Origin of the sequence: Comamonas sp. 17RB, from assembly GCF_030056555.1 — a bacterium.
GTDB lineage: Bacteria > Pseudomonadota > Gammaproteobacteria > Burkholderiales > Burkholderiaceae_C > Comamonas > Comamonas terrigena.
Window position 1 is genome coordinate 452,510 of record NZ_JASHHY010000002.1, and the last position, 23,982, is coordinate 476,491.

23 protein-coding genes are annotated in these 23,982 nt (G+C 65.7%); 6 read left to right on the forward strand and 17 right to left on the reverse strand.

Annotation, left to right across the window (positions count from 1 at the left end; all coding sequences use genetic code 11):
* Positions 1-150 precede the first annotated feature (150 nt).
* The 12 genes from QM470_RS05280 to QM470_RS05335 form a co-directional block, all read right to left on the reverse strand.
* Positions 151-1,692, reverse strand: coding sequence for a DegQ family serine endoprotease (locus tag QM470_RS05280; protein ID WP_283338452.1), 1,542 nt, complete (start codon positions 1,690-1,692; stop codon positions 151-153).
* Between the two features lie 241 nt (positions 1,693-1,933).
* On the reverse strand, positions 1,934-2,635 hold the full coding sequence (locus QM470_RS05285; protein ID WP_283338453.1) for a sigma-E factor negative regulatory protein: 702 nt from the start codon (positions 2,633-2,635) through the stop codon (positions 1,934-1,936).
* Positions 2,636-2,686: 51 nt separating this feature from the next.
* Positions 2,687-3,319, reverse strand: coding sequence for an RNA polymerase sigma factor RpoE (rpoE, locus tag QM470_RS05290; RefSeq protein WP_066537142.1), 633 nt, complete (start codon positions 3,317-3,319; stop codon positions 2,687-2,689).
* Between the two features lie 15 nt (positions 3,320-3,334).
* Positions 3,335-3,805, reverse strand: coding sequence for a hypothetical protein (locus QM470_RS05295; RefSeq protein ID WP_283338454.1), 471 nt, complete (start codon positions 3,803-3,805; stop codon positions 3,335-3,337).
* 119 nt (positions 3,806-3,924) lie between these two features.
* The gene (gene fabF / locus QM470_RS05300; RefSeq protein ID WP_066537146.1) at positions 3,925-5,169 is read right to left on the reverse strand and encodes a beta-ketoacyl-ACP synthase II; all 1,245 of its coding nucleotides are present in this window, start codon (positions 5,167-5,169) and stop codon (positions 3,925-3,927) included.
* A 43-nt stretch (positions 5,170-5,212) separates the two neighbouring features.
* Positions 5,213-5,452 carry an acyl carrier protein gene (gene acpP, locus QM470_RS05305; protein WP_066537147.1) on the reverse strand — a complete coding sequence of 80 codons (240 nt, stop codon included), beginning with the start codon at positions 5,450-5,452 and terminating at the stop codon, positions 5,213-5,215.
* A 104-nt stretch (positions 5,453-5,556) separates the two neighbouring features.
* Positions 5,557-6,300: a 3-oxoacyl-ACP reductase FabG gene (gene fabG, locus QM470_RS05310; RefSeq protein ID WP_066537156.1), complete on the reverse strand. Its 744-nt coding sequence runs from the start codon at positions 6,298-6,300 to the stop codon at positions 5,557-5,559.
* Positions 6,297-7,241 (reverse strand): ACP S-malonyltransferase, encoded by a 945-nt coding sequence (gene fabD, locus QM470_RS05315; RefSeq protein WP_280013426.1) that lies wholly within the window; start codon positions 7,239-7,241, stop codon positions 6,297-6,299. The genes fabG and fabD overlap by 4 nt, the downstream gene beginning before the upstream one ends.
* Positions 7,242-7,301: 60 nt before the next feature.
* Positions 7,302-8,282 (reverse strand): beta-ketoacyl-ACP synthase III, encoded by a 981-nt coding sequence (locus QM470_RS05320; RefSeq protein WP_066537162.1) that lies wholly within the window; start codon positions 8,280-8,282, stop codon positions 7,302-7,304.
* Positions 8,283-8,290: 8 nt separating this feature from the next.
* Positions 8,291-9,352, reverse strand: a complete 1,062-nt coding sequence (plsX, locus tag QM470_RS05325; protein ID WP_283338455.1) for a phosphate acyltransferase PlsX — start codon at positions 9,350-9,352, stop codon at positions 8,291-8,293.
* A gap of 125 nt (positions 9,353-9,477) precedes the next feature.
* The gene (rpmF, locus tag QM470_RS05330; RefSeq protein WP_003058062.1) at positions 9,478-9,660 is read right to left on the reverse strand and encodes a 50S ribosomal protein L32; all 183 of its coding nucleotides are present in this window, start codon (positions 9,658-9,660) and stop codon (positions 9,478-9,480) included.
* Between the two features lie 233 nt (positions 9,661-9,893).
* A complete protein-coding gene (locus tag QM470_RS05335; protein WP_066537168.1) occupies positions 9,894-10,445 on the reverse strand; it encodes a YceD family protein in 552 nt (183 codons plus the stop codon).
* A 25-nt stretch (positions 10,446-10,470) separates the two neighbouring features.
* Here QM470_RS05335 and QM470_RS05340 point away from each other — a divergent pair, with 25 nt between their 5' ends.
* Together QM470_RS05340 and QM470_RS05345 are read left to right on the forward strand one after the other, a co-directional pair.
* Positions 10,471-11,082, forward strand: coding sequence for a Maf family nucleotide pyrophosphatase (locus QM470_RS05340; protein ID WP_218333589.1), 612 nt, complete (start codon positions 10,471-10,473; stop codon positions 11,080-11,082).
* Positions 11,079-11,861, forward strand: a complete 783-nt coding sequence (locus QM470_RS05345) for an SAM-dependent methyltransferase (protein WP_283338456.1) — start codon at positions 11,079-11,081, stop codon at positions 11,859-11,861. Before QM470_RS05340 ends, QM470_RS05345 begins: the two co-directional genes overlap by 4 nt.
* Before the next feature lie 173 nt (positions 11,862-12,034).
* Here QM470_RS05345 and QM470_RS05350 read toward each other — a convergent pair whose 3' ends face one another.
* From QM470_RS05350 to QM470_RS05365, 4 genes are read right to left on the reverse strand one after another with little or no spacing between them, the layout of a single operon-like run.
* A complete protein-coding gene (locus tag QM470_RS05350) occupies positions 12,035-13,093 on the reverse strand; it encodes a S49 family peptidase (RefSeq protein ID WP_218333588.1) in 1,059 nt (352 codons plus the stop codon).
* Position 13,094: 1 nt separating this feature from the next.
* Positions 13,095-13,475: a Rieske (2Fe-2S) protein gene (locus tag QM470_RS05355; protein ID WP_283338457.1), complete on the reverse strand. Its 381-nt coding sequence runs from the start codon at positions 13,473-13,475 to the stop codon at positions 13,095-13,097.
* A 27-nt stretch (positions 13,476-13,502) separates the two neighbouring features.
* On the reverse strand, positions 13,503-14,183 hold the full coding sequence (locus tag QM470_RS05360; RefSeq protein WP_283338458.1) for an HAD family hydrolase: 681 nt from the start codon (positions 14,181-14,183) through the stop codon (positions 13,503-13,505).
* Between the two features lie 8 nt (positions 14,184-14,191).
* A complete protein-coding gene (locus QM470_RS05365; protein WP_280013416.1) occupies positions 14,192-15,196 on the reverse strand; it encodes an RluA family pseudouridine synthase in 1,005 nt (334 codons plus the stop codon).
* 601 nt (positions 15,197-15,797) lie between these two features.
* Here QM470_RS05365 and QM470_RS05370 point away from each other — a divergent pair.
* The 4 genes from QM470_RS05370 to queF all read left to right on the forward strand — a co-directional run bounded on the left by QM470_RS05370 (position 15,798) and on the right by queF (position 21,488).
* A complete protein-coding gene (locus QM470_RS05370; protein ID WP_283338459.1) occupies positions 15,798-18,827 on the forward strand; it encodes an Rne/Rng family ribonuclease in 3,030 nt (1,009 codons plus the stop codon).
* A gap of 66 nt (positions 18,828-18,893) precedes the next feature.
* Positions 18,894-19,679, forward strand: a complete 786-nt coding sequence (yaaA, locus tag QM470_RS05375) for a peroxide stress protein YaaA (protein WP_283338460.1) — start codon at positions 18,894-18,896, stop codon at positions 19,677-19,679.
* Between the two features lie 15 nt (positions 19,680-19,694).
* Entirely contained in the window at positions 19,695-20,573 is an 879-nt protein-coding gene (locus QM470_RS05380) for a 2OG-Fe(II) oxygenase (RefSeq protein WP_283338461.1), read from the forward strand.
* A gap of 69 nt (positions 20,574-20,642) precedes the next feature.
* Positions 20,643-21,488 carry an NADPH-dependent 7-cyano-7-deazaguanine reductase QueF gene (queF, locus tag QM470_RS05385; protein ID WP_283338462.1) on the forward strand — a complete coding sequence of 282 codons (846 nt, stop codon included), beginning with the start codon at positions 20,643-20,645 and terminating at the stop codon, positions 21,486-21,488.
* Positions 21,489-21,598: 110 nt separating this feature from the next.
* Here queF and QM470_RS05390 read toward each other — a convergent pair whose 3' ends face one another.
* Positions 21,599-23,908, reverse strand: coding sequence for a hypothetical protein (locus QM470_RS05390; protein WP_283338463.1), 2,310 nt, complete (start codon positions 23,906-23,908; stop codon positions 21,599-21,601).
* Positions 23,909-23,982 lie beyond the last annotated feature (74 nt).

Below are 23,982 nucleotides of genomic sequence, written 5' to 3' on the forward strand. Positions count from 1 at the left end.
ATGCCCGTCAGCTCCTAGCACCGCAGCAAGCACCCGCTCGCGACGGCACCTGTGCGCCGGACTAGGGATTCTACCCAAGCGACCACCTTGCGCTCACGGGCATTCCCAGTCCCCTTGGGGCGGCATGGCAGCCGCCCCCAGGCACCCACCTCAGCGGGCCGGTCGCACCAGCACGTACTGGGCCCACTCCCCGCGGCGCACCAGCATGTTGACGGGCTTGTTCTTGTCGGCCTTGCTCAGCGCCGCCTCGAAGCCCTTGGCATCGGCCACCTCGGTATTGGCGACGGACAGCACCACATCGCCTTCACGCAGGCCGGCGCGGGCCGCGGCATCGGCCACGCTGACAATGCGCACGCCGCCCTTGACGTTGAGCTCCTTCTTCTGCGCGGCCGTCAGATCGGCCACCACCAGGCCCAGCGACTTGGCGCTGGCCGTCGCGGCGCTGCTGCTTTCGGCCTTCTTGCGTGCGGCCACGGCCTCGTCGGGCTCCACCTCGGCAATGGTGATGGACAGGTCCTTGCTGCTGCCTCGGCGGAACACGGTGACCGTGCCCTTGACGCCCGGCTTGGTGTTGCCCACCAGGCGCGGCAGGTCGGAGACCTTGTCGATGTCCGTGCCGTTGTACTTGATGATCACGTCCCCGGCCTCCACGCCGGCCTTGGCGGCGGGCGAACCGGCTTCCACCGCCGAGACCAGGGCGCCGCGCGGCTTGCCCAGGCCGATGGATTCCGCCACCTCCTTGGTCACCGAGCCGATCTGCACGCCAATGCGGCCGCGCGTCACCTTGCCGGTGGAGCGCAGCTGGTCGCTCACGCGCACGGCTTCGTCGATCGGAATCGCAAAGCTGATGCCCATGAAGCCGCCGGAGCGCGAATAGATCTGGCTGTTGATGCCCACCACCTCGCCGCGCAGGTTCAGCAGCGGCCCGCCGGAATTGCCGGGGTTGATGGCCACGTCCGTCTGGATGAACGGCAGGTAGTCACCGGTGTCGCGCTGCTTGGCCGACACAATGCCGGCCGTCACCGAGTTTTCCAGGCCGAAGGGCGAGCCAATGGCCATCACCCACTCGCCCACCTTCAGGCGGCTCACGTCGCCGATCTTCACGGCGGGCAGGCCCTTGGCATCGATCTTGACCACGGCCACATCGGTGCGCTTGTCGCTGCCCACGATCTTGGCCTTGAACTCGCGCTTGTCGGTCAGCGTGACGATGACTTCGTCCGCATCTTCGACCACGTGGGCATTGGTCATCACATAGCCGTCGCCGGTCAGGATGAAGCCCGAGCCCACGCCGCTGGGCTGGGACTCGCCATCCCCGTCGCTGCCGCCCGGTCCGGGGCGCTGCGGCTGCTTGGGAATATTGGGCACCGGCAGGCCGAAACGGCGGAAGAACTCCAGCATGTCCTCGTCCATGCCCAGTGCCGATCCGCCCCCATTGCCGCGGGCGGCCACCTTTTCGGTGGTGCGGATGTTGACCACCGAAGGGCCGACATGGTCGACCAGCGCGGTGAAATCCGGCAGACCGCTGACCAGCGGTGCAGCCGCTGGTGCGGCAGCCGACGACGCGGCCGGGCTGGGGGCTGCGGCCTGTGCCTGGGCCAGCGGCAGATTCCAAACGGCACCACCGGCTGCGGCGGCCGCGATCAAGGCCGCCACACTCAAGGCTTGCAGGGTTTTGCGTTGCAATGCGGGCATCTTCATCCTTTCCAAGGCGCTCTATCTCGCTATCAGACTGCCTGTTTGGAAAGGCATCCTTGCGATTGGTTCCCCAGCATCATGCACCGAAGCGCTGTGGACGCTGTGGGCCGCATGCACAAAAAAATGAGCGCCTTGGGCGCTCATTTCATGTTCTGTATCGGATTTTCAGTTTGAAAAGCCCTCTGCATCAGCGCAGAAAGCTATCAAAACACAAGCACCCCACTCTGCCGCGGGCAGATCAATGGCGGTTGGCCGCCGGCACCGGTGTGCTGGCAAAGCTGGCATTGCGCAGGAAATCGGCCGGCATCTGCAGCGATGCCTTGCTGCCGAACTGGCGGTGCGCGGCCAGCAGTTCGTCCAGACGCGGGTCGCGCAGAATCACTTCCGAGCCATTGCCGGTGGCCACGGCAATCACCGAGCCATCGGTCTGGGGGACCGACATCATCGGGACACCGGGCGTGCCCTGCGCCAGCTGCACGCTGGCCTGGCTGGCGGCCGGCGCTTGGGCCAGCTGGCTGCCGGTGCCGGCCGGTACCACCACCAGATTCCAGCCCATGGCGGCCACGGCTGCCACGGAGGCAAAGCCGGCGGCCACCTTCCAGCGGAACACCGAGGCATTGGCCACGGGGTCGCGCACCAGGCTCTGCACGGCCGAGGTCATGGGCAGCTGGGCCGGTGCCAGTTGCTCCAGCGCGGCGGGTTGCAGCGACAGCGGTGGCTCCTGGGCCAGCTGGGCACGCAGACCGCTCAGCAGATCGTGCTGGCTGTGGTGGGCCAGCTCGGGCGAGCGCAGCACATCGCCCACCAGATGGTAGAGCTGCCAGCTGGCATGGCCTTCGCCTTCTTCGGCCCACGCCACCGCCTGGCTCAGCTCGTCGCCATACAGCTCGCCGTCGACCAGCGCCGACAGCAATTCCTTGTTTTTCAGATCGTCCGTCATGGGGTTACCTGCTCACTTGGGCTTGCGCCTGCCATGTGTTCAACACCACCCTCACCACCGCTTGCCCGATTGGCGCTCCAGCAGCGGCTTGACGCGTGCGGAGATGGCCTCGCGGGCTCGGAAGATGCGCGAACGCACGGTTCCGATGGGACAACCCATGACAGTGGCAATTTCTTCGTAGCTCAGCCCTTCGATCTCGCGCAGCGTGACCGCCTGGCGCAAATCCTCGGGCAAAGCATCCATCGCGGCGTTCACGGCAGCTGCAATTTCCTGCGCCGCCAGCACCGTCTCGGGAGTCTCCTCGTTGATTGGTTCGTTTCCGGGCCGAGAAGTTTCATCCTCGTCATCGGAGGTTTGTAACGCGCTCTCCGTGACCACCGGATTGCGCTTCATGTCCAGCAGCGCCTTCTTGGCCGTGTTCACCGCAATCCGGTACAGCCAGGTGTAGAACTGCGCCTCCCCCCGGAACTGGTGCAGGGCCCGGTAGGCGCGCAGAAAGGTTTCCTGGGCGATGTCCTGCACCAGATCGGTGTCGCGCACCATGCGCGCTATCAGGCGCTCGATGCGGCGCTGGTACTTGAGCACCAGCAGCTCATAGGCCCGCTGGTCGCCCGCTACCGTGCGCTCCACCAGTTGCAGATCGGTGTCAGAAGGTGCGGGAGGAGGTGCGACGTGGGGGCTCATGCAGCGGGGGAAAGGTCAGACCGCAGACTCCGTCTGGCGGAACACGGTGGCCGCCGAATATACCGCACGCCGCCAATCCCCCCAACGCCAGGGTACGCTGCGCTGCAGCAGCCAGGCATGTTGCCAGCGGCCGCCCGCACCGCGCCAGGCCAGCAGCACGGCGGTTTGCAGGTCGATGCGCAGCTCCAGGACCTCCAGCGGCTGGGGCTCCGCTTCCCCCTGGGCCTGCCACCACCAGGCTCCGCCATCCCATTGCAGCATTCCGTGTGGTGCGGCACGCCAGGCGTGCAACTGGGCCCCGCCAGCGGCCAGCCACAGCAGGGCCGCCGCCCCCAGCACGGCGGCGGGCTGGGGCGCGCTGTACCGCCACCAGGCCAGCAGCACGGCGCCCGCCAGCAGCCACAGTAGGCTTCCGAGGTAGCCGGGCAGCCGGTGGCGCACCACGGGGTAGCGCACGGCAGGCGGCAGATGGTGTGCAGAAGGCATGCTGCCGACCATGCCACGGCAGTGCCACAAAAACAAAACCCGCAGAGCCGTTTGATCGGCCTGCGGGTGATGGGCGCTTCAGAAGCAGAACTCCTGGGCGCTGTGGACTGCCAATGCGGTCAGATGCGCTTGAAGATCAGCGAGCCGTTGGTACCACCAAAGCCGAAGTTGTTCTTCAGGGCCACATCGATCTTGGCATCGCGTGCCACATTGGCGCAGTAGTCCAGATCGCAGCCGGGGTCCTGGTTGTCCAGGTTGATGGTCGGCGGGATCTTCTGATCGTGCAGCGCCATCACGGTGAACACGCTTTCCACGCCGCCCGCACCGCCCAGCAAGTGGCCGGTCATGGACTTGGTGGAGCTGACCACGGTCTTGAACGCGGCATCGCCCAGCGCTGCCTTGATGGCATTGCTTTCGTTCTGGTCGCCCAGAGGGGTCGAGGTGCCGTGGGCGTTCAGATAGTTGATCTGATCCGGATTCACACCGGCATTGCGCATGGCGTTCAACATGGCGCGGCGCGGTCCGTCCATATTGGGAGCCGTCATGTGACCGGCATCGGCACTCATGCCGTAGCCGCTCAGCTCTGCGTAGATCTTGGCGCCACGGGCCTTGGCGTGTTCGTACTCTTCCAGCACCAGCACGCCAGCGCCCTCGCCCAGCACGAAGCCGTCGCGGTCCTTGTCCCAGGGACGAGAAGCTGCGGTGGGGTCGTCATTGCGGGTCGACAGGGCACGCATGGCAGCAAAGCCGCCCACGCCCAGCGGGGACACCGTGGCTTCGGTACCACCGGCCACCACGATGTCGGCGTCGCCGTACTCGATCATGCGCCCGGCTTCGCCGATGCAGTGCAGGCCGGTCGTGCACGCTGTCACCACGGACAGGTTCGGACCCTTGAAGCCAAAGCGCATGGAAACGTGACCAGCCACCATGTTGATGATGGAAGCGGGCACGAAAAATGGGGTGATGCGTCGGGGACCCCGGTTCGAGAGCTCAATCTGAGTGTTCTCGATCAGGGGCAAGCCCCCGATACCGGACCCGAGCACGCAACCGATGCGGGTCGCAAGGTCGTCGGACAGGGCCTCGCCCGTAGGCAGACCCGCATCCTTCACAGCCTGTTCCGCAGCCGCGATGCCATAGTGAATGAAGGTGTCCATGGAGCGCGCATCCTTGGCGCTCATGTAATCCTCCACGTTGAATCCCTTGACCTCACCTGCGATGCGGCACGAAAAATTCGTGGCATCAAACTTGGTGATGTGGCCAATGCCGGACTTGCCGGCCAAAAGATTGGCCCAGGCCTCAGCAACCGTGTTACCCACGGGACTGATGCAACCCAGGCCGGTCACGACAACGCGACGACGGCTCATGCGTTCAAACCTTATTCTTATCGCTCGGTGCGCTCAAAAGGGCTTAGCCCTTTTGGTGGGTGTTGGCGTAGTCGATGGCGTTTTGCACCGTCGTGATCTTTTCAGCGTCTTCATCGGGGATTTCGATGCCGAATTCATCTTCCAGGGCCATCACCAGTTCGACCGTGTCCAGGGAGTCAGCGCCCAGATCAGCCACGAAGGCCTTTTCGCTGGTCACTTGGGACTCTTCAACGCCGAGTTGTTCAGCAATGATTTTTTTGACACGTGCTTCGATATCGCTCATGGTTTCCCTCAGGGGGTTGTGAATGAACCCGCGATTCTAGCCGGTTCAGGGAATCTCCCTTCAGCCGGCTTGCCGTCGCGAGGAAACGGCATAACTTTCGTTATTTACATGTACATGCCGCCATTGACAGCCAATTCCTGGCCTGTCACATAGCCGGCACCGGCAGAGGCCAGATAGGCCACTGCGTTTGCAATGTCGGAAGGCTGGCCCAGCTTGCCCAGAGGGATCTGTGCGGACAAGGCCTTTTGCTGCTCTTCTGGGAGCACTGCAGTCATATCTGTTGCAATGAAACCGGGGGCCACGCAGTTCACGGTGATACCGCGGCTGCCCAGTTCACGGGCCAGAGCGCGCGTCATGCCAGCCACGCCAGCCTTGGCTGCAGCATAGTTGGCCTGACCGGCATTGCCCATGCCGCCCACCACACTGGTGATGCTGATAATGCGGCCGAAACGCTGCTTCATCATCGGGCGAATAGCCGCGCGGCTGAGTCGGAATACTGCCTTCAGATTGGTGTCGACCACGGCGTCCCAATCGTCATCCTTCATGCGCATGGCCAGGGTGTCGCGGGTGATGCCGGCATTGTTGACCAGCACGTGCAGGCCGCCCTGGTTCTTGGCAATGTCGTCCACCAGCGCGTCCACGCCAGCAGCGTCGTTCACATCCAGCTTCACGCCACGGCCGCCCAGAGGGGCCAGGGCCGCGCTGATGCGGGCCGCGCCGTCGTCCGAGGTGGCGGTTCCGATCACGGTGTAGCCGCGGGCGGCCAGTTCCTGGGCAATGGCAGCGCCGATGCCACGGGTGGCACCGGTCACCAGGGCCACTTGGCCGGGGGTGGTCGTCTCTGTCATGCGAGCAATTCCTTCACTTCTGCCAGTGTGGCAGGGTCATACAGGGCAACACCCGTCAATTCCGCATCAATGCGCTTGGTCATGCCGGCCAGCACCTTGCCGGGGCCGCACTCCACCAGGGTGGTGATGCCGCGGGCCTTGATGGCCTGCACGCATTCCACCCAGCGCACCGGGCCGAAAGCCTGGCGGTACAGAGCGTCGCGAATGGCATCGGCGTCCGTTTGCACGGTCACGTCGATGTTGTTGATCACGGGGATCTGGGGAGCTTGCAACTCCAGCGCAGCCAGTGCCAGCTTCAGCTTTTCGGCAGCAGGCTTCATCAGGCTGGAGTGGAACGGTGCCGACACCGGCAGCGGCAGTGCACGCTTGGCACCTGCGGCCTTGACGGCCACGCTGGCGGCTTCCACGGCGGCCTTGGAGCCGGCGATCACGGTCTGACCGGGATCGTTGAAGTTCACCGCCTCCACCACCTCGGCACCGCCGAGCTGGGCTGTCACTTCGGCGCAGACGGCCTTGACCTTGTCGGCTTCCAGACCCAGCACGGCGGCCATGGCGCCCACGCCCACGGGCACGGCTTCCTGCATGGCCGCGGCGCGCAGGCGCACCAGCGGAGCAGCCTGGGCCAGCGTCAGCACGCCGGACGCCACCAGGGCGGAATACTCACCCAGGGAATGACCGGCCACGGCGGCAGGCAGCGCGCCGCCTTCGGCACGCCACACGCGCCAGGCGGCCACGGCGGCCACCAGCATCACGGGCTGGGTGTTGGTCGTCAGGGCCAGCGCTTCCTTGGGGCCGCTGTGGATCAGGGCGCCCACGTCTTCGCCCATGGCGTCAGAGGCTTCCTTCAGCGTCTGGGCCACCACCGGGTGGTCGCCCCAGGCGTCCAGCATGCCCACGGACTGCGAGCCCTGGCCGGGAAAGACGAATGCAAATTGCGTCATGTGTTGGTCACTCAATAGCGGTAAAACAGGCTCTGGCGCGCTCATGGAGCGCACCGAACACTACATCTTCAGGAGTACTGCACCCCAGGTGAAACCGCCGCCCACGCCTTCGAGCAGGACGTTCTGGCCTTTTTGCACCTGACCGTTGCGCACCGCATGGTCCAGGGCCAGCGGAATCGACGCCGCCGAGGTATTGCCGTGCTCACCCACCGTGACCACCACCTTCTCCATGGGCAGCTTCAGCTTGCGGGCCGTGCTTTGCATGATGCGGATATTGGCCTGGTGCGGGATCAGCCAGTCGATGTCGGCGTCGGTCATGCCGGCCTTGTCCAGCGTGGCACGGGCGGCTTTTTCCAGCACGCCCACGGCCAGCTTGAAGACGGCCTGGCCGTCCATGGTCAGCATGGGCGAACCCAGGACCTCGCCACCCGACACATGGCCGGGCACGCACAGAATGCCCACATGGCTGCCGTCGGCATGCAGATCGCTGGCCAGGATGCCGGGCTCTTCGGAGGCTTCCACCACCACGGCGCCGGCGCCGTCGCCAAACAGCACGCAGGTGGTGCGGTCGTTGAAATTCAGGATGCGGCTGAACACTTCCGCGCCCACCACCAGCACGCGCCGGGCGGAGCCGGAGCGGATCATGGCGTCGGCCACGGTCAATGCATAGACAAAGCCGCTGCACACCGCCTGCACGTCAAACGCGGGGCAGCCGTTGGTGATGCCCAGCTTGTGCTGCAGGATGGCCGCCGTCGAGGGGAACACCATGTCCGGGGTGGACGTGGCGACGATGATCAGGTCCAAGTCTTGCGCGGTGATGCCTGCGGCTTCCAGCGCATTGCGGCTGGCTTCCAGCGCCAGATCGCTGCTGCCCACATCGGGAGCGGCAAAGTGGCGGGCATGGATGCCCGTGCGCTCGACGATCCATTCGTCCGAGGTTTCAATACCGCGCTGGGCCAGCTCCGCCGCCAAGTCGTTGTTGGTCAGGCGGCGGGGAGGCAGGTAGCTGCCGGTGCCGGTAATGCGTGCGTAACGTGTCATGCGGAGGCTCACTCAGGGCTGCCCGTGGTTCCAGCGGTTGGTGCAGCAACGGCAGGCACCAGCAAAGGGGCCGCAGTCGCAATCCGGGCCCGGACACGGTCAAGCAGGTTGTTGCGGGCCGCATCATACGCACGATTGAGCGCGTGCTCAAAAGCGATCGCATCGGCCGAGCCATGGCTTTTGAACACCAGGCCACGCAAGCCCAACAGGGCCGCTCCATTGTATCGACGGTGATCCATACGCTTCATCAGCGCAGATAACACGGGATAGGCCATGATGGCGGCAAATTTCGTGAAGATGTTGCGCTTGAATTCAGACTTCAAGCCACCCACGATCATGCTGGCCACGCCTTCGCTGGCCTTCAGGGCCACATTTCCCACGAAGCCGTCACACACCACGATGTCCACCGGCCCTTTGTAAATGTCGTTACCTTCTACGTTGCCGTAGAAATTCAGGGCCTTGGCCTCGCCGGCCGCACGCAGCAATTCGCCGGCGCGCTTGATGGTTTCATTGCCCTTGATGGCTTCTTCACCAATATTGAGCAAGCCCACCGACGGCTCGCCACCGGAAGCGCTCTCGTTCAATGCGCTCACCAGGGCGGTGCCCATGACGGCAAACTGCAGCAAATGCTCGGGTGTGCAGTCCACATTGGCCCCCAGGTCCAGCACCGTGGTGGCGCCGCCTTTTTCATTGGGCATCTGGGTGGCAATGGCCGGGCGGTCGATGCCTTCCAGGGTCTTGAGCAGGTAGCGCGACACGGCCATCAGCGCACCGGTATTGCCGGCCGACACGGCCGCCTGGGCGATGCCATCCTTGACCTGCTGGATGGCCACGCGCATCGAAGAATCCTTCTTCTTGCGCAGCGCCACCTCCACCGGGTCGTCCATGCCCACCACTTCGCTGGCCCCCACCACCGTGGCACGGGGATGCGCAAACGACTGCAGACTCTCCGCACGCCCCACCAGCAACAGCTGGGCATCGGAGTGGGAATCCAGAAACTGGCGGCATGCGGCCAGCGTGACACGGGGGCCGTGATCGCCACCCATGCAGTCAACTGCCAAAGTGATCATGAAGGAAAGGTGCGCAGGCCTGAGCGGCAGACCGAAACCGTCACACGCCAGGGCGTGTTCAAAAAACGCAAAAGCCCGTGCTACCAGAAGTAGCGACGGGCCTTGCGGGGGTCCGAGACGCTAGTTTAGGCTTCGGACTTGTTTTTCAGCACCTGACGGCCGCGGTACACGCCGTTGGGGCTGATGTGGTGGCGCAGGTGGGTTTCACCGGTGGTGGCTTCCACTGCGATACCAGGCACATTCAGTGCATTGTGCGAACGGTGCATGCCGCGCTTGGAAGGAGACTTTTTGTTTTGCTGAACAGCCATGATGGCTCCTGAGTCTGAAAAGGGTTGGTGACATGGCCTGCGTACAGACGCATGCCCTAAAAATACGCGATCAGCCCATTAAAGACACGAGGGGGTTTCGCGCGAAGCCCTAGAGTATAGCGCAAACGTTATCAACAGCGTTATGCAATGAATAACCAGTGTCTTGGGCAGACCACGCTGCCGATCGAAGATCGCTGCAGCAGCGCAGGCTTCTGAATGGAGAAAACCTCCAGTCAGTCCGGGGCGCCATTCTTGCGCAAGCCTTGCAACACCGCAAACGGGTTGGGCTTTTCCTCGCTGGCCTGCTCGAAGTCGGCGTCGCTGGACTGCATGGGCAGTTCCTGCGGGCAGACCTCGTGGCGCGGCACCAGAGGCAGCGCCATCAGCAGCTCGTCCTCGATCAACGCGCGCAGATCGAAATCGCGGCTGAGCGCCAGCAGATCTTCCTCGGCTTCGTCGTCCAGGGCTTCGGCCGTGGCCTCGTCCGCCACAAAGCGGAAGGAACGGTCCACCTGCAGCGGCATGCGGTCCAGCTGCAGGCAGCGCTGGCAGGTCAGCGGCAGGCCGGCCTCGACCGTCAAGTGCAGCCACAGATGGCTGGCACCGCCGGATTCGGCGCGCAATTCGCCTTCGGCGCGCCAATCCACCTGCAACCCGTCCACCGGGCCTTCGGCGTCCTGGGCCAGTCGTGTATATCGTGACAGCGGATCGCTGCCTGTCAGTGTGGCGCCTGCCTGGGCAAACGCCTTCACATCAAGGTGATCCGGAGAGAAATCCTTGCTCATGGCGGCAGTGTAAGAGAATCCTTGCATGCCTGAATCCACTGCTTCTTCCGCCCCTGTGGCCCGCTCACTGATCCTGGGCTCCACCTCGCGCTATCGCCGCGAGCTGCTGGAGCGCCTGCAATACCCTTTCACCACCGCCTCGCCCGATGTGGACGAGACGCCCCGCCCCGGCGAAGCCTCGCGCGACCTGTCGCTGCGCCTGGCACTGGCCAAGGCCCATGCCGTGGCCCAACAGCACCCGGAGGCCGTCGTCATCGGCTCCGACCAGGTGGCCGACCTGAACGGCCAGCCGCTAGGCAAACCGCTGACGCACGAACGCGCCGTGGCCCAGCTGCGCCAGATGCGCGGCCAGACCGTGCGCTTTTACACCGCCCTGGCCGTGGTCTGCCAGGCCACCGGCATGGTGCACAGCGACATCGCCGAGGTGGGCGTGCGCTTTCGCGATCTGACGGACGCCGAGATCGAACGCTATCTGCTGGCCGAAAAACCGTATGACTGCGCCGGCAGCGCCAAGAGCGAAGGCCTGGGCATCAGCCTGCTGGACGCGATTGACAGCGATGACCCCACCGCGCTGATCGGCCTGCCGCTGATCCGCACCTGCCGCATGCTGCGCGCTGCCGGGCTGGTGCTGCCATGAGCACCGCCGCCACCCCGGGGCGCCTGTACCTGGTGCCCGCCCCCCTGGATTTTGGCTGCGACAGCCAGAGCCCGCTGACCGACGTGCTGCCCGAGCTGACGCTGCGCACGGCCGCCCGTCTGACCCACTGGGTGAGCGAAAACGCCAAAAGCTGCCGCGCCTACCTGAAGCGGGTGGATGCCCTGTTCCCGCTGGCGGCCCCGCTGCAGGCCCAGGCGATCCAGGAACTCCCGCGGGAAGCCCATAAAAAAGGCGACCACGGCGGCAAGGGCAGTGCCCAGTTTGACGCCAAGGCCCTGCTGGCACCGGCGCTGGCCGGCCACGACATGGGTCTGGTCAGCGAAGCCGGCATGCCGGCCGTGGCCGACCCCGGCAGCTCCATCGTGCGCGCCGCCCACGACCTGGGCATCACCGTGGTGCCGCTGATCGGCCCGGTGTCGCTGCTGCTGAGCCTGGCCGCCAGCGGCCTGAACGGCCAGAACTTTGCCTTTGTGGGCTACCTGCCCCAGGATGCCGCGCCGCGCGCCCAGCGCATCAAGGAACTGGAAGGCCTGAGCCAGCGCCTGAACCAGGCCCAGCTGTTCATCGAGACCCCCTATCGCAACCCCGCCCTGTGGCAGGCCTTGCTGCAAAGCCTGCAACCCGCCACCCGCCTGGTGGTGGCCAGCGGCCTGACATTGGAGAGCGCCAGCGTGCAGTCCAAAACCGTGCGCGACTGGAAAAAGCTGGACCGCGTGCCCGACAAGCACACCCCGGTGGTGTTTGCCCTGGGGCAATAGCCAATAGCCAATAGCCAATAGCCAATAGGCAATAGGCGGCGCAGCCGCCCCCAGAAACACCAAGCGCCTTCCGCCCGCTGCACAGGAATTTCCAGACACGATGCCTGGAAACCTTGGCAGACGGCGCTGAAGGCGCTTCTGTATTGAAAGAGGGTTGCTGCGGGCTTGGGCTGTCAGCGGATGGCCGGCGCCATGCCGCGCACCGCACTCACCGCACCACCGCCAATGGCGGCGCCAAAGCGCTTGGCCAGGCGTTCGGCAATGTTGTCGCGGCGCGTGTAGTCGATCACCTCTTCGGCCTTGACGATCTCGCGCGCCACATAGTCCAGGCTGCCCAGCTTGTCGGCCAACCCCAGGTCAATGGCTTGCTGACCGGTCCAGAACAGGCCGCTGAAGGTTTCATCCGTCACCTTCAGGCGGTCGCCGCGACCACGCTTGACCACGTCGATGAACTGCTGGTGGATCTGGCCCAGCATGGTTTCCGCAAACCCGCGCTGCTTCTCGGTCAGCGGGCTGAAGGGGTCGAGAAAGCCCTTGTTCTCGCCTGCCGTCAGCAGGCGGCGCTCCACGCCGACCTTCTGCATCACCTCGGTGAAGCCAAAGCCGTCCATCAGCACGCCGATGCTGCCGACAATGCTGGCCTTGTCGACAAAGATCTCATCCGCCGCCGAGGCGATGTAGTAGGCCGCCGAAGCGCAGCTTTCCTCGACCACCGCGTAAATCGGCTTCTGGTGGATGGCCTTGAGGCGCACGATCTCGTCGGTGATCATGCCGGCCTGCACCGGACTGCCGCCCGGCGAGTTGATCAGCAGCACCAGCGCCTGGGCACCCTGGTCCTCCAGCGCACTGCGCATGGCGGCAATGACGAATTCGGCACTCGCGTCGGCCCCCGAGGCGATTTCGCCCTTGATGTCCACCACGGCAGTGTGCGGACCGGACACGGCGGCCGTCGACACCTCCTTGGACAGCAGCGCCCACAGCAGCGCCAGCCCCAGAATCAGCCAGGAAAAGCGCCAGAACAGGCGCCAGCGGCGGGCGCTGCGCTGCTCGTTGAGCGAGGCAAAGGCCAGCTTTTCCAGCAGATCGCGCTCCCAGCCCGGCGGCTGAGCCTGGGCTGCGGCAGCGGATGCGGTCGGCGTCTCGGGGACGGCAGCGCGCGCCCACAGGTCTTGACCGGGCAGTGCGGAAGAAGGGTCGGAACCCGGTGTACCGGGCGTCTGCGGTGAACTCATCTCAAAACTCGATAGGTTGCAGGTTGTGGGCAGTATGCCAGTGCACCACCCCGTCGCTCTCGCTCAGTGCGATCGGCACCAGGCGGCCGCCGCGGCAGGGGCCGCCCGCGCACAGCCCGGTATGGGGTTCATACACCGCACCATGGGTGGAGCACAGCAGCCATTCGCCGCTGTCGTCGAGAAAGCGGTCGGCCTCATGGTCCATTTCCATGGGGATGTGGGCACAGCGGTTCAGATAGCCATAGGCCACGCCGTTGTAACGAATCGCAAAACCCCGGCAGGTCTGTCCCGAAAAAACCACATCAAACGACACCCCGCGCCCTCGTTCCTGCAGATCGGTGCTGGCGCACAGGGCAATGGCAGTGTCGGGCGGCAGGGTCATACCGCCACTATAGGGACAAAGCCGGCATCAGGCGTGGGCCAGCAGCCAGGCGTGCAGATCCTCTACCGTCTGCGCGACATGCAAGGGCCCCAGCGGCGCAAAACCTTCGCTGCCGTGGGCGCCATAGGCCACCGCCACGCTGGCACAGCCGGCGTTGCGGGCCATTTCCAGGTCGTGCGTGGTATCGCCGATCATCAGCAGCCGGTCCGGCGCCACCCCGAATTCGGCCATCAGCTCCTGCAGCATCAGGGGGTGGGGCTTGCCGGCCGTTTCATCGGCCGTGCGCGAGCCATCGAACACGCCTTTCAGATCCACCGTGGCCAGCGCTTCATTCAGCCCCCTGCGGCTCTTGCCGGTGGCCACGACCAGCCAGTGGTGGCGTTCCCGCAGCGCCTGCAGCAGGGGCAGCACACCGTCAAACAGCGTCACCTGCTCCTGCTGCTGCAGATAGTGGTAGCGGTAGCGGTTGGCCAGCTCCGGGTATTTGTCCTGCGGCACATCGGGCGCTGCATGGGCCAGCGCCGGCATCAGTGCCATCCCGATCACATAGGACGCCTGGGCATCCGACGGCACCGTTCCCCCGACATCGCGCACCGCAGCCTGGATGCTGCGGGTGATGGCGGCGGTGGAGTCGAACAAGGTGCCATCCCAGTCGAAGGCAATCAGATCAAAGCGGCGGGGCCGCACGGAAGAATCCACAGTGCTCATGCGTGCTTTCAGGCCACAAACTCGGCCAGCTCTTCGGGCAATTCTGCCCGCAACTCGATGCGCTCGTCGGTGGCCGGGTGGTTGAACTGCAGCCGCCAGGCATGCAGGAACATGCGCTTGAGTCCCTGCTTGGGCAGACGGCGGTTCAGATCGAAGTCCCCATATTTCTCATCCCCCACGATGCCGTGGCCTTGCGAAGCCAGGTGCACCCGGATCTGGTGGGTGCGGCCGGTCTTGATGGTCACTTCCAGCAAGCTCATGGCCGGCAGGCCCTGCAGGCTGCGTGCCTCGAGCTGGCTGCGCACCTTGACCAGGGTCAGCGCCCGCATGGCATCCGGATCGTCGGCCGTGGTGGTGCGCACGCGGCGCTCGCCATCCGGCAGCAGGTATTTGCGCAGCGGGGTGTCGATGACCTTCTTGTTGCCCGGCCAGCTGCCCGCCACCAGGGCCAGGTAGGTCTTGCCGGTTTCGCGTTCCCGGAACTGGTCCTGCAGCTTGGTCAGCGCCGAGCGCTTCTTGGCCACCAGCAGGATGCCCGAGGTTTCGCGATCCAAGCGGTGCACCAACTCCAAAAACTTGGCCTCCGGCCGCGCCTGGCGCAATTGCTCGATCACGCCAAAGCTGACACCCGATCCGCCGTGCACGGCCACGCCGGCCGGCTTGTCGATGGCGATCAGGTGCTCGTCTTCCAGCAGGATGGGAAATTCCCGAGCCGGCGCCGGACGCTCGGCCTTTTCCTGCACCTTGTCGGACACGCGCACCGGTGGCAGCCGCACCACATCCCCCGTCTGCACCCGTGTATCGGCCGCACAACGGCCCTTGTTGATGCGGACCTCGCCGCTGCGAATGATGCGGTAGACATGGGTCTTGGGCACCCCTTTGAGGTGGCGCATCAGGAAGTTGTCCAGACGCTGGCCTGCCGATTCCTCGTCGACCTCGATCAGTCGCACGGCTGCCTGTACTTGCTGTGGGGAACGGTCGGTGGCCGGTTTGCCCTCTATAATGTGTTTCACCTGCGCGACTTATTTATAAGTGGTTGATTTTGATGGAGTTTAGTCCAGCCAGCCATTTCCCCCGTGCAGGAAGGTCGATGCCACAGGTGTCGCGCCCATGATTTCCAGGCTGACAGGCCTGACGGAGTGGCGCACCACCTGGCTGGTTGACGCATTGAAACACTGAACGGAATCTTCACGCTGGTGGTGCTGTTTGGAGCACGGTGCTCTGCACACCACCCGCCGATTAAACGTATAGCGAGCATGTGGGCTTTTCTTTCCTGGCTGGTGAGCATCACGCAACGGCACGTGCCGGTGCGGAGCGTTGCTGCCCCCGTGAAAAGCCGCCCACCGTCTTTTGTCGCCTCTGGCTCGGACCGCACACAGCGGCCGCTGCTGTATGCGCGTCTCGCTCCCTGCCCCCTGCCCTTGCCACCTTTGCTGACCTGATTCGGCACAGTTGCAACCAGGCCTCAGGCGATTCCCTTCCTTTTCGTTTCAGCGCGTCAGTCAGGCATCACGGCTCCAGCAGAGCCTGTCTTTGATTGCAAAAAATCAGGGGCGTCGCGGTGAAGCAGCGTATCGCTGCCACTGCCCGCCCCTCACGAAAAGGAAACGCATCATGAAACGGATGCTGATTAACGCGACGCAGCCTGAAGAACGCCGCCTGGCCATTGTGGACGGCCAGAAACTGCTCGACTACGAGATCGAGATCGAAGGCCGCGAACAGCGCAAGGGCAATATCTACAAGGCCGTTGTCACCCGCGTCGAACCCTCCCTGGAGGCCTGCTTCGTGGACTACGGTGAAGACCGCCACGGCTTCCTGCCCTTCAAGGAAATCTCCAAGCAGTACTTTGCCGAAGGCGTATCGCCCAGCCAGGCCCGCATCAACGATGTGATCCGTGAAGGCCAGGAACTGATCGTCCAGGTCGAAAAGGAAGAGCGCGGCAACAAGGGCGCCGCCCTGACCACCTTCATCTCGCTGGCCGGCCGCTATGTGGTGCTGATGCCCAACAACCCCCGTGGCGGTGGCGTGTCGCGCCGCATCGAGGGCGATGACCGGGCCGAGCTCAAGGAAGCCATGGACCAGCTCGAGTACCCCAAGGGTATGTCGATCATTGCGCGCACCGCCGGTATCGGCCGCACCGCGCCCGAGCTGCAGTGGGACCTGAACTACCTGCTCAAGCTGTGGAGCGCCGTTGACGGCGCCGCCAAGTCGGGCAAGGGCGCTTTCCTGATCTACCAGGAATCCAGCCTGGTGATCCGCGCCATCCGCGACTATTTCAACAATGACATCGGCGACATCCTGATCGACACCGATGACATTTACGAGCAGGCCCAGCAGTTCATGGCCCACGTGATGCCGGAACATGCCGCCCGCGTGAAGCGCTACCGCGACGACGCGCCGCTGTTCAGCCGCTTCCAGATCGAACACCAGATCGAATCGGCCTACTCGCGCACCGTGCAACTGCCTTCCGGTGGCGCCATCGTCATCGACCACACCGAAGCACTGGTGTCGGTGGACGTGAACTCGGCCCGCGCCATCAAGGGCGGCGACATCGAGGAAACCGCCACCCGCACCAATCTGGAAGCCGCCGACGAAGTGGCCCGCCAGATGCGACTGCGCGACCTGGGCGGTCTGATCGTGATCGACTTCATCGACATGGAAGAGTCGAAGAACCGCCGCGAAGTGGAAAACCGCCTGCGCGACGCCCTGCGCCAGGACCGTGCCCGCGTCCAGTTCGGCACCATCAGCAAGTTCGGCCTGATGGAAATGAGCCGCCAGCGCCTGAAGCCCGCCCTGAGCGAAGGTGCCCACATCAACTGCCCGCGCTGCAGCGGCTCCGGCCATATCCGCGACACCGAAAGCTCGGCGCTGCAGATTCTGCGCATCATCCAGGAAGAGTCCATGAAGGACAACACGGCCGCCGTGCACTGCCAGGTGCCGGTGGAAGTGGCCTCCTTCCTGCTGAACGAGAAGCGCACCGAAATCACCAAGATCGAGCTCAAGCAGCGCGTGTCGGTGATGCTCGTCCCCAACAAGACGCTGGAGACGCCGCACTACAAGCTGGACCGTCTGAAGCACGACGACGCGCGTCTGGAAGACCTGGACTCCAGCTACAAGCTGGCCGACGTGGTGGAAGACCAGACCAAGGTCACCCGCCGCTCGCAAGAGCCCACCAACAAGCAGACCCCCATCATCAAGGGCGTGCTGCCCGATGTGCCGGCACCGGTGGCCGAACCCCGCGCCCCCGCTGCCAGCCGCACCGCAGCCGCAGGCCAGCGCCCGGCTGCTGCCGCGGCAGCGCCTGCTGCCAAGCCCGAAGTGCGCGAGCAAGGCTTCTTCTCCTGGCTCAAGAGCCTGTTCGGCTTTGGTGCTCCGGCAGCCCAGCCGGCCACGGAAGCCGCACCGGCCGCCAAGCCCGAAGGCCAGCGTGAGCCCCGCCGCGACGGTCGCACCGGCGAAGGCCGTGGCCGCCGCAACGAACGCGGTGGCAACCGTGGCGAACGCGGTGAACGCAGCGAAGCCGGTGAAGGCCGTGGCGAGCGCAACGGCAATGGCAACGGCCGCCGCAACGAACGCAACGGCGAAGCCCGTGCCAACCGCCCGCAGGACGGAGAGCGCACCGAGCGCGCACCGCGCCGCGAACGCGGTGAGCGTGCAGAGCGTGGCGAACGCCGCGATGCCGAGCAACGCCTGTCGGCCCAGGAAGGTGCTGCACAGAACCTGGTCGAAGGCGTGAGCCTGGAAGCCGGTGCCGAGCCCGCACGCAGCGAACGCGGCCCCCGCCGCGAACGTGGTGAGCGTGGTGAGCGCGGTGAGCGTGGCGAAGGCCGCCAGCGTGGCGAGCGCGCAGAACGCGGCGAAGGCCGCCGCGAACGCGCCCCGGCTGTGGCCCCTGAAGCCTCTGCCGCCGACGTGCTGGACAACACTGCCACCGCCCTGCCGCAAGATGGCGAGCCCTCTGCCGCCCCGGTGGGCGAAGACGGCGCACCACGCCAACGCCGCTCGCGTGACCGCTATGGCCGCGACCGCCGTGGCCGTGGCCGCGATGCCGCCGCCGAAGGCGAAGTGAGCGAGGAGGCTGAAGCCGCCGCTGCAGCCCAGCCTCTGACCGCTGAAGCCCCGCAGGTCGAATCCGCCGCCCCCGTGGATGCTGGCGCTGACGACTCCGCTCCGGCCCGCCGCAGCTACTTCGAACGCGCTGCGGCACCTGCTGCGGCCGTCGACGCCGTGGAGCACGTGGCCGAAGCTGCCGCACCGGTCGAAACCGCTGCTGCACCGGCCACACCGGCCGCCGCACCCGTGGTCGCAGCCGCACCCGTGGCGGCTCCGGCACCGGTGGCAGCGCCTGTGGCGGCGGCCGAGCCGGCCAGCCGCATGCCCCGCATCGGCCAGTACCAGCTGCCGCTGGATGCGCTGCAGCAGATTGCAGCAGCCTCGGGTCTGCAGTGGATCAACTCCGATGCCGACAAGATCGCTGCCGTGCAGGCGGCCATCGCGGCCGAGCCCAAGCCCGTGCACGTTCCGCGCGAGCGGCCGCCGGTGGTGGTGCTCGACGAGGGTCCGCTGATCCTGGTCGAGACCCGCAAAGACCTGGCGGCCATGACGCTGCCGTTTGAACGCGAAGACAGCGCCACCGCTGCCTGATCGCACCGCAAGACAACAGGGGCCCATGTGGCCCCTGTTTGCACTCCAGCCTCCGTTTTGTTTGCCATGCTGTTTTTGCTCTCGCCCGCCAAGTCGCTGGATTACGACACCCCCCTGCCCGACCGGTTGCCGCACACGCTGCCGCAGTTCATCCCCCAGTCCCAGGCGCTGATCGATGTGCTGCGGGAGCTGGCACCCCAGGACGTGGCCAGCCTGATGTCCATCAGCGACAAGCTGGCGGCACTGAATGTGGCGCGCTACGCCGCCTGGAGCCCGGAATTCACCGCCGGCAATGCCCGCCAGGCCGTGCTGGCCTTCAATGGCGATGTGTACGAAGGACTGCAGGCCCGGACCCTGTCCACCCAGGATCTGCAGTGGGCACAGGAGCACCTGTGCATCCTCAGCGGCCTGTATGGCGTGCTGCGCCCGCTGGACTGGATGCAGCCCTACCGCCTGGAAATGGGGACCCGCCTGGCCACCAACCAGGGCCGCAACCTCTACCAGTACTGGGGAACGCGCATCGCCGAGCATCTGAACGCGCGCCAGAAGGACGCCAAGGCACCCGTGGTCGTCAACCTGGCATCGCAGGAATATTTCAAGGCGGTGGACCTGGCGCACCTGAAGGCCCACGTCATCGAATGCGTGTTCGAAGACTTCAAGGGCGGCAAGTACAAGATCATCAGCTTCCATGCCAAGCGCGCACGCGGGCTGATGGCACGCTATGCGATCGAACACCGCCTCACCCGTCCGGCCCAGCTTCAACAGTTCGACGCCGAAGGCTATGCTTATGCACCGGAAGTCTCGCAACCCGACCGCTGGGTCTTCCGCCGTACCGCCCCTTCTGGAACCTGACCACGGAGAGCCCCTATGCCCGAGCGTGCAGCCCCCACCACCCTGGAAAGCCTGAGCGCCATGGTGCCCGGCTCCACGCCCGACCTGCTGCGCTGGCTGGACCAGCAGCTGCAGGCTGGTCAAAAGGAGGCCACGCTGCTGCAGTCGCTGCGCGACACCGGCTGGTCCGATGCGGTGGCCCGCCAGGCCTTTGCGCAGGTGGTGCGCTGGCGCAGTGCCCCCGCGCCCCAGGCTGCCCCGCCGATTCCGGAGCCCGACCTGCGCCGCAGTCCCACCGACATCGATGTGGGCGACCGTGCCGTGCATGTGCTGATGGCACTGGAGCACCCCCGCATCGTGCTGTTTGGCAACCTGCTCAGCGCGGACGAATGCGATGCCATCGTCGCGGCGGCACGCCCCCAGATGGCACGCTCGCGCACCGTGGAGACCCGTACCGGCAGCGAAGAGATCAATGCCGACCGCACCAGCCAGGGCATGTTCTTCGTGCGCGGCCAGACCCCCGAAGTGGCCCGGCTGGAAGCGCGCCTGGCCAAGTTGCTGCAGTGGCCGCTGGAGAACGGCGAGGGCCTGCAGGTGCTGCACTACGGCCCCGGGGCGGAGTACAAGCCCCACCACGACTACTTCGACCCGGCCGAGCCCGGCACGGCCACCATCGTGCGCCGGGGCGGCCAGCGCGTGGGCACGATCGTGATCTACCTGAACGATCCTGAGGAAGGCGGCGGCACCTCCTTCCCCGAAGCCCGGCTGCGCATCCAGCCGCGCAAGGGCAATGCGGTGTTCTTCAGCTATGCCCAGCCCCAAGCCCATACACTGACGCTGCACGGTGGCGATCCGGTGCTGCGTGGCGAGAAATGGATCGCCACCAAGTGGCTGCGCGAACGCGAGTTCCACTGACCCCGTCGCCACCAGACTGTGAAATTTCCGCGCTGACGCCTATCCGGAGCGCATGGACAGCTATTTTTTATGAGCACTCCCGAACAATCCCAATTGGGCAAGCCCTCGGCCTACGCCGACCAGTACGACCCCAGCCTGCTCTTTCCCCTGCCCCGCGCCACCAAGCGCACGGAAATCGGCATCGGCAGCCAGCTGCCCTTCTTTGGCGCCGACCTGTGGACGGGCTATGAGCTGTCCTGGCTGAACCTGCGCGGCAAGCCCCAGGTGGCGCTGGTACACTTCACCATCCCCTGCGAAACGCCCCACATCATCGAAAGCAAGTCGTTCAAGCTGTACCTGAACAGCTTTAACAACAGCCGTTTTGCCAGTGCCGATGAGGTGCTGGCCCGCCTGCGTGCCGATGTCAGCGAAGCCGTCTGGCGCGGCGCCGCGCACAGCGCCACCGTGGGCGTGCGCCTGGTGCTGCCCGAAGCCTTTGCCACGCAGAAGGTTCAGGAACTGCAAGGCCTGGAGCTGGACCGCCTGGATGTGGAATGCACCGACTACCAGCCCCGCCCCGAGCTGCTGCGCGCCGACACCGAGACCCCTCCCATCAGCGAAACCCTGGTCAGCCACCTGCTCAAGAGCAACTGCCTGGTCACTGGCCAGCCGGACTGGGGCAGCGTGCAGATTGCCTACACCGGCCCGGCCATCGACCAGGAACGGCTGCTGCAGTACATCGTGAGCTTCCGCAACCACAACGAGTTCCACGAGCAGTGCGTGGAACGCATGTTCACCGACATCTGGCGCCAGTGCCAGCCGGTCAAGCTGAGCGTCTATGCGCGCTACACACGCCGCGGCGGCCTGGACATCAGCCCCTTCCGCACCAGCCACCCCAGCGCCATGCCGGCAGCCCTGCGCACGGCACGCCAGTAAATCCGGGTCGCCACAACGACAAAACCCATCACCTGCCTGGCAGGAGATGGGTTTTTTGCATGCCAGCTGCGCCACGCGGGTGCAGCGGCGTCAGATGGAGCGATTGGGCGCTAGATCTGGGCCGCAGCGGCCGTCTTGATGCGTTTCCAGGGCCAGTCATCGCGCGCCAGGATGTTTTCGGCGTAACGCATGTCTTCCTTGCGCATCCACAGGCCTTCGGGGCCTTCGTAGAGCACCTCGACCTTGGCGTCTATCCACTGCGACCAGCTCACCGTCTGCAGCTCCGGCCCCTTGGCCTTGGACGCCGCGCCCGTGTCGGCAGCAGCCCCATCCACCGTGGGCTCGCCTTCGTACCAGTGCAGGCCCACACCATCCCAGCTTTGCAGCATGGGCAGGTAGGCACGCAATGCCAGCGTGTGCACTTCGTGCATGGCCGGCTGCAACCAGTGCAGCTTCCAGTGGTGGGGTTCATGCTCGCTGCGCGCCACCAGCTCCAGCACCACCCAGCCTTCCCCGCCCGGGTGCGGGCAGGCGCTGGGGCCGGTGCCGCACAGCACGGCACCATGGCGCGTCACCGCCACGCCTTCACCGCGCGGCAGATCGGGACTCCACTGGTTGTTGGCTTCCTTGTGCAGGCCGCCAAACCACCACATCACCTCACCCGCCTTCTGCTGGCGCCACACATAGTCGCCGTCGGCACAGGGGTGCTGGATCTGCTCCACCTCACGCCAGCCGGGCTGCACATGCCAGTGGCCCAGCGCGTCCGGTGCGGCATCGCGCACCGCATAGCAGGCCTCCCAGCCGGCACGGCCCAGGAAGTTGGCGGTGGGCGGCTGCAGGTGCCAGCGCCACAGACCGGTGCTGGAGTCCGAGCCATTGCTGGCCGCGCAGGCCGCAATGGCCAGCAGCTGCACCCGCGGCGCGGTGTTGCCGCTGGACGACGGCACCGGGCGCAGCCGCGCCACGGGCCAGGGCAGGCTCAGGGTCTGCAGCTGGGCACCATCCCAGATCTGCACGGTATTTTTCTCGCCCCGCAGCGGCGATGCCCCATGCTGCAGCAGCACCGCCCAGCGGCCCTGGACCACCACATGCTCCAGCTCCCACAGGCCGGACAGGCGGCTTTCACCCCATTCCAGCTGGTAGGCGGGGGTGGCGCCGGTCTCGTCGGCCGCTTCCTTCACCAGGGTCCAGCACAGCGGCTTGCCTGCCACCGGGGCGCTGTAGGCCTGCCACAGCTCGGGCTTGGCCAGATGCCTGCGCCACAGGAACATGGTGCGCGGAATCTTCTGCAGCCGCACACGGCCGTCACGGCTGTGGGTGACACAGCCGTCGACCCCGTCCATGGCACTGTGGATCTGCTGGCCGTCGTGCAGACGCTCCAGTTCGGGGGTGTCGACTTCCATGCGCTGCAGCAGCGTGTCGCCATCCCAGCGCAGCACAGGCACCACGGACTTGGTCACCGAGGCATCGCCCACCACGGAGATGCCGATGCGCCAGGACTTGCGGTCCGCTGGCGCCGGGGCATCCCAGTGCAGCCAGCCATGCTGTGCACTCCAGACAATCAGTGCCGTGTCCGGTATCTGTTCGCTTTCCGCGGCCGACGTTCCGTAGAAGGCGAACGCCTGCCCGTCCTCGCGCCACACCAGCTCGGTGTGCTCGTCCACAGCCCAGGGCTGGGGCGTTTCACCGAACAACAGCTTCCAGCGCGGACGCAGCACCGGCTCCAGCGGCCGGCGCTGGGTGCGCAACGATGCCGGCCAGTGGCGCTGCATGGACAGCTTCACCGGCGTTTCGTCCGGCTGGGTCAGGGCCGGCGCCTGCTGTCCGTCTTCCGACGGGACCTGGTCTGCGGGCACCCACAGATCGCGCACCGCCACCAGGGCCTGTGCCGCGCCCTCCACGTTGTCCTTCAGCCATTCATCGAAGGCCGCATCCGTGAACACCTGCTGCCCGTCCTCCATCTGGCGCTGCCGGTTGGCGCTGGCCTCGCTCCAGCGCGGCAGGCGCCAATGCACGCCATCCAGCGCCGACACTTCGGCGGTGGTGAGATTCCAGCTGCGCAACGACTTGCGGTCGATCAGGCACGGCGTGCCGCCGCCATAGGCACCGGTACGGATCCAGCGGCCGTCAAACGAGGTGTGGTAGTCCGACTCCCAGACCTTGGGCAGGTACACCCCATCGCCACACAGCACATCGCCATACACGGGCCCGCCCGCGCCGCGCTCTCCCTGCATGCGAAATTGCACATCCTTGCCGTCCGCGCCCACGTGCCCTCCCATGCCGTGCGCCTGCTGGCCCACCGCATTTCTAGAGACGTTCGAACGCCGGCGCCGGTACACCATCAGCACCAACAGCGCCAACAGCAGCAACACCAGCACCACAAAGGCCACGACGGCCAGTGAGCTCAGCAGGAGATTCATCCCCCCATGCTACCTAAGACCGCAGACAAAACACCGGCGGCGCGCGCAGATGAGACAGAAAAAAGGCAGCCCAA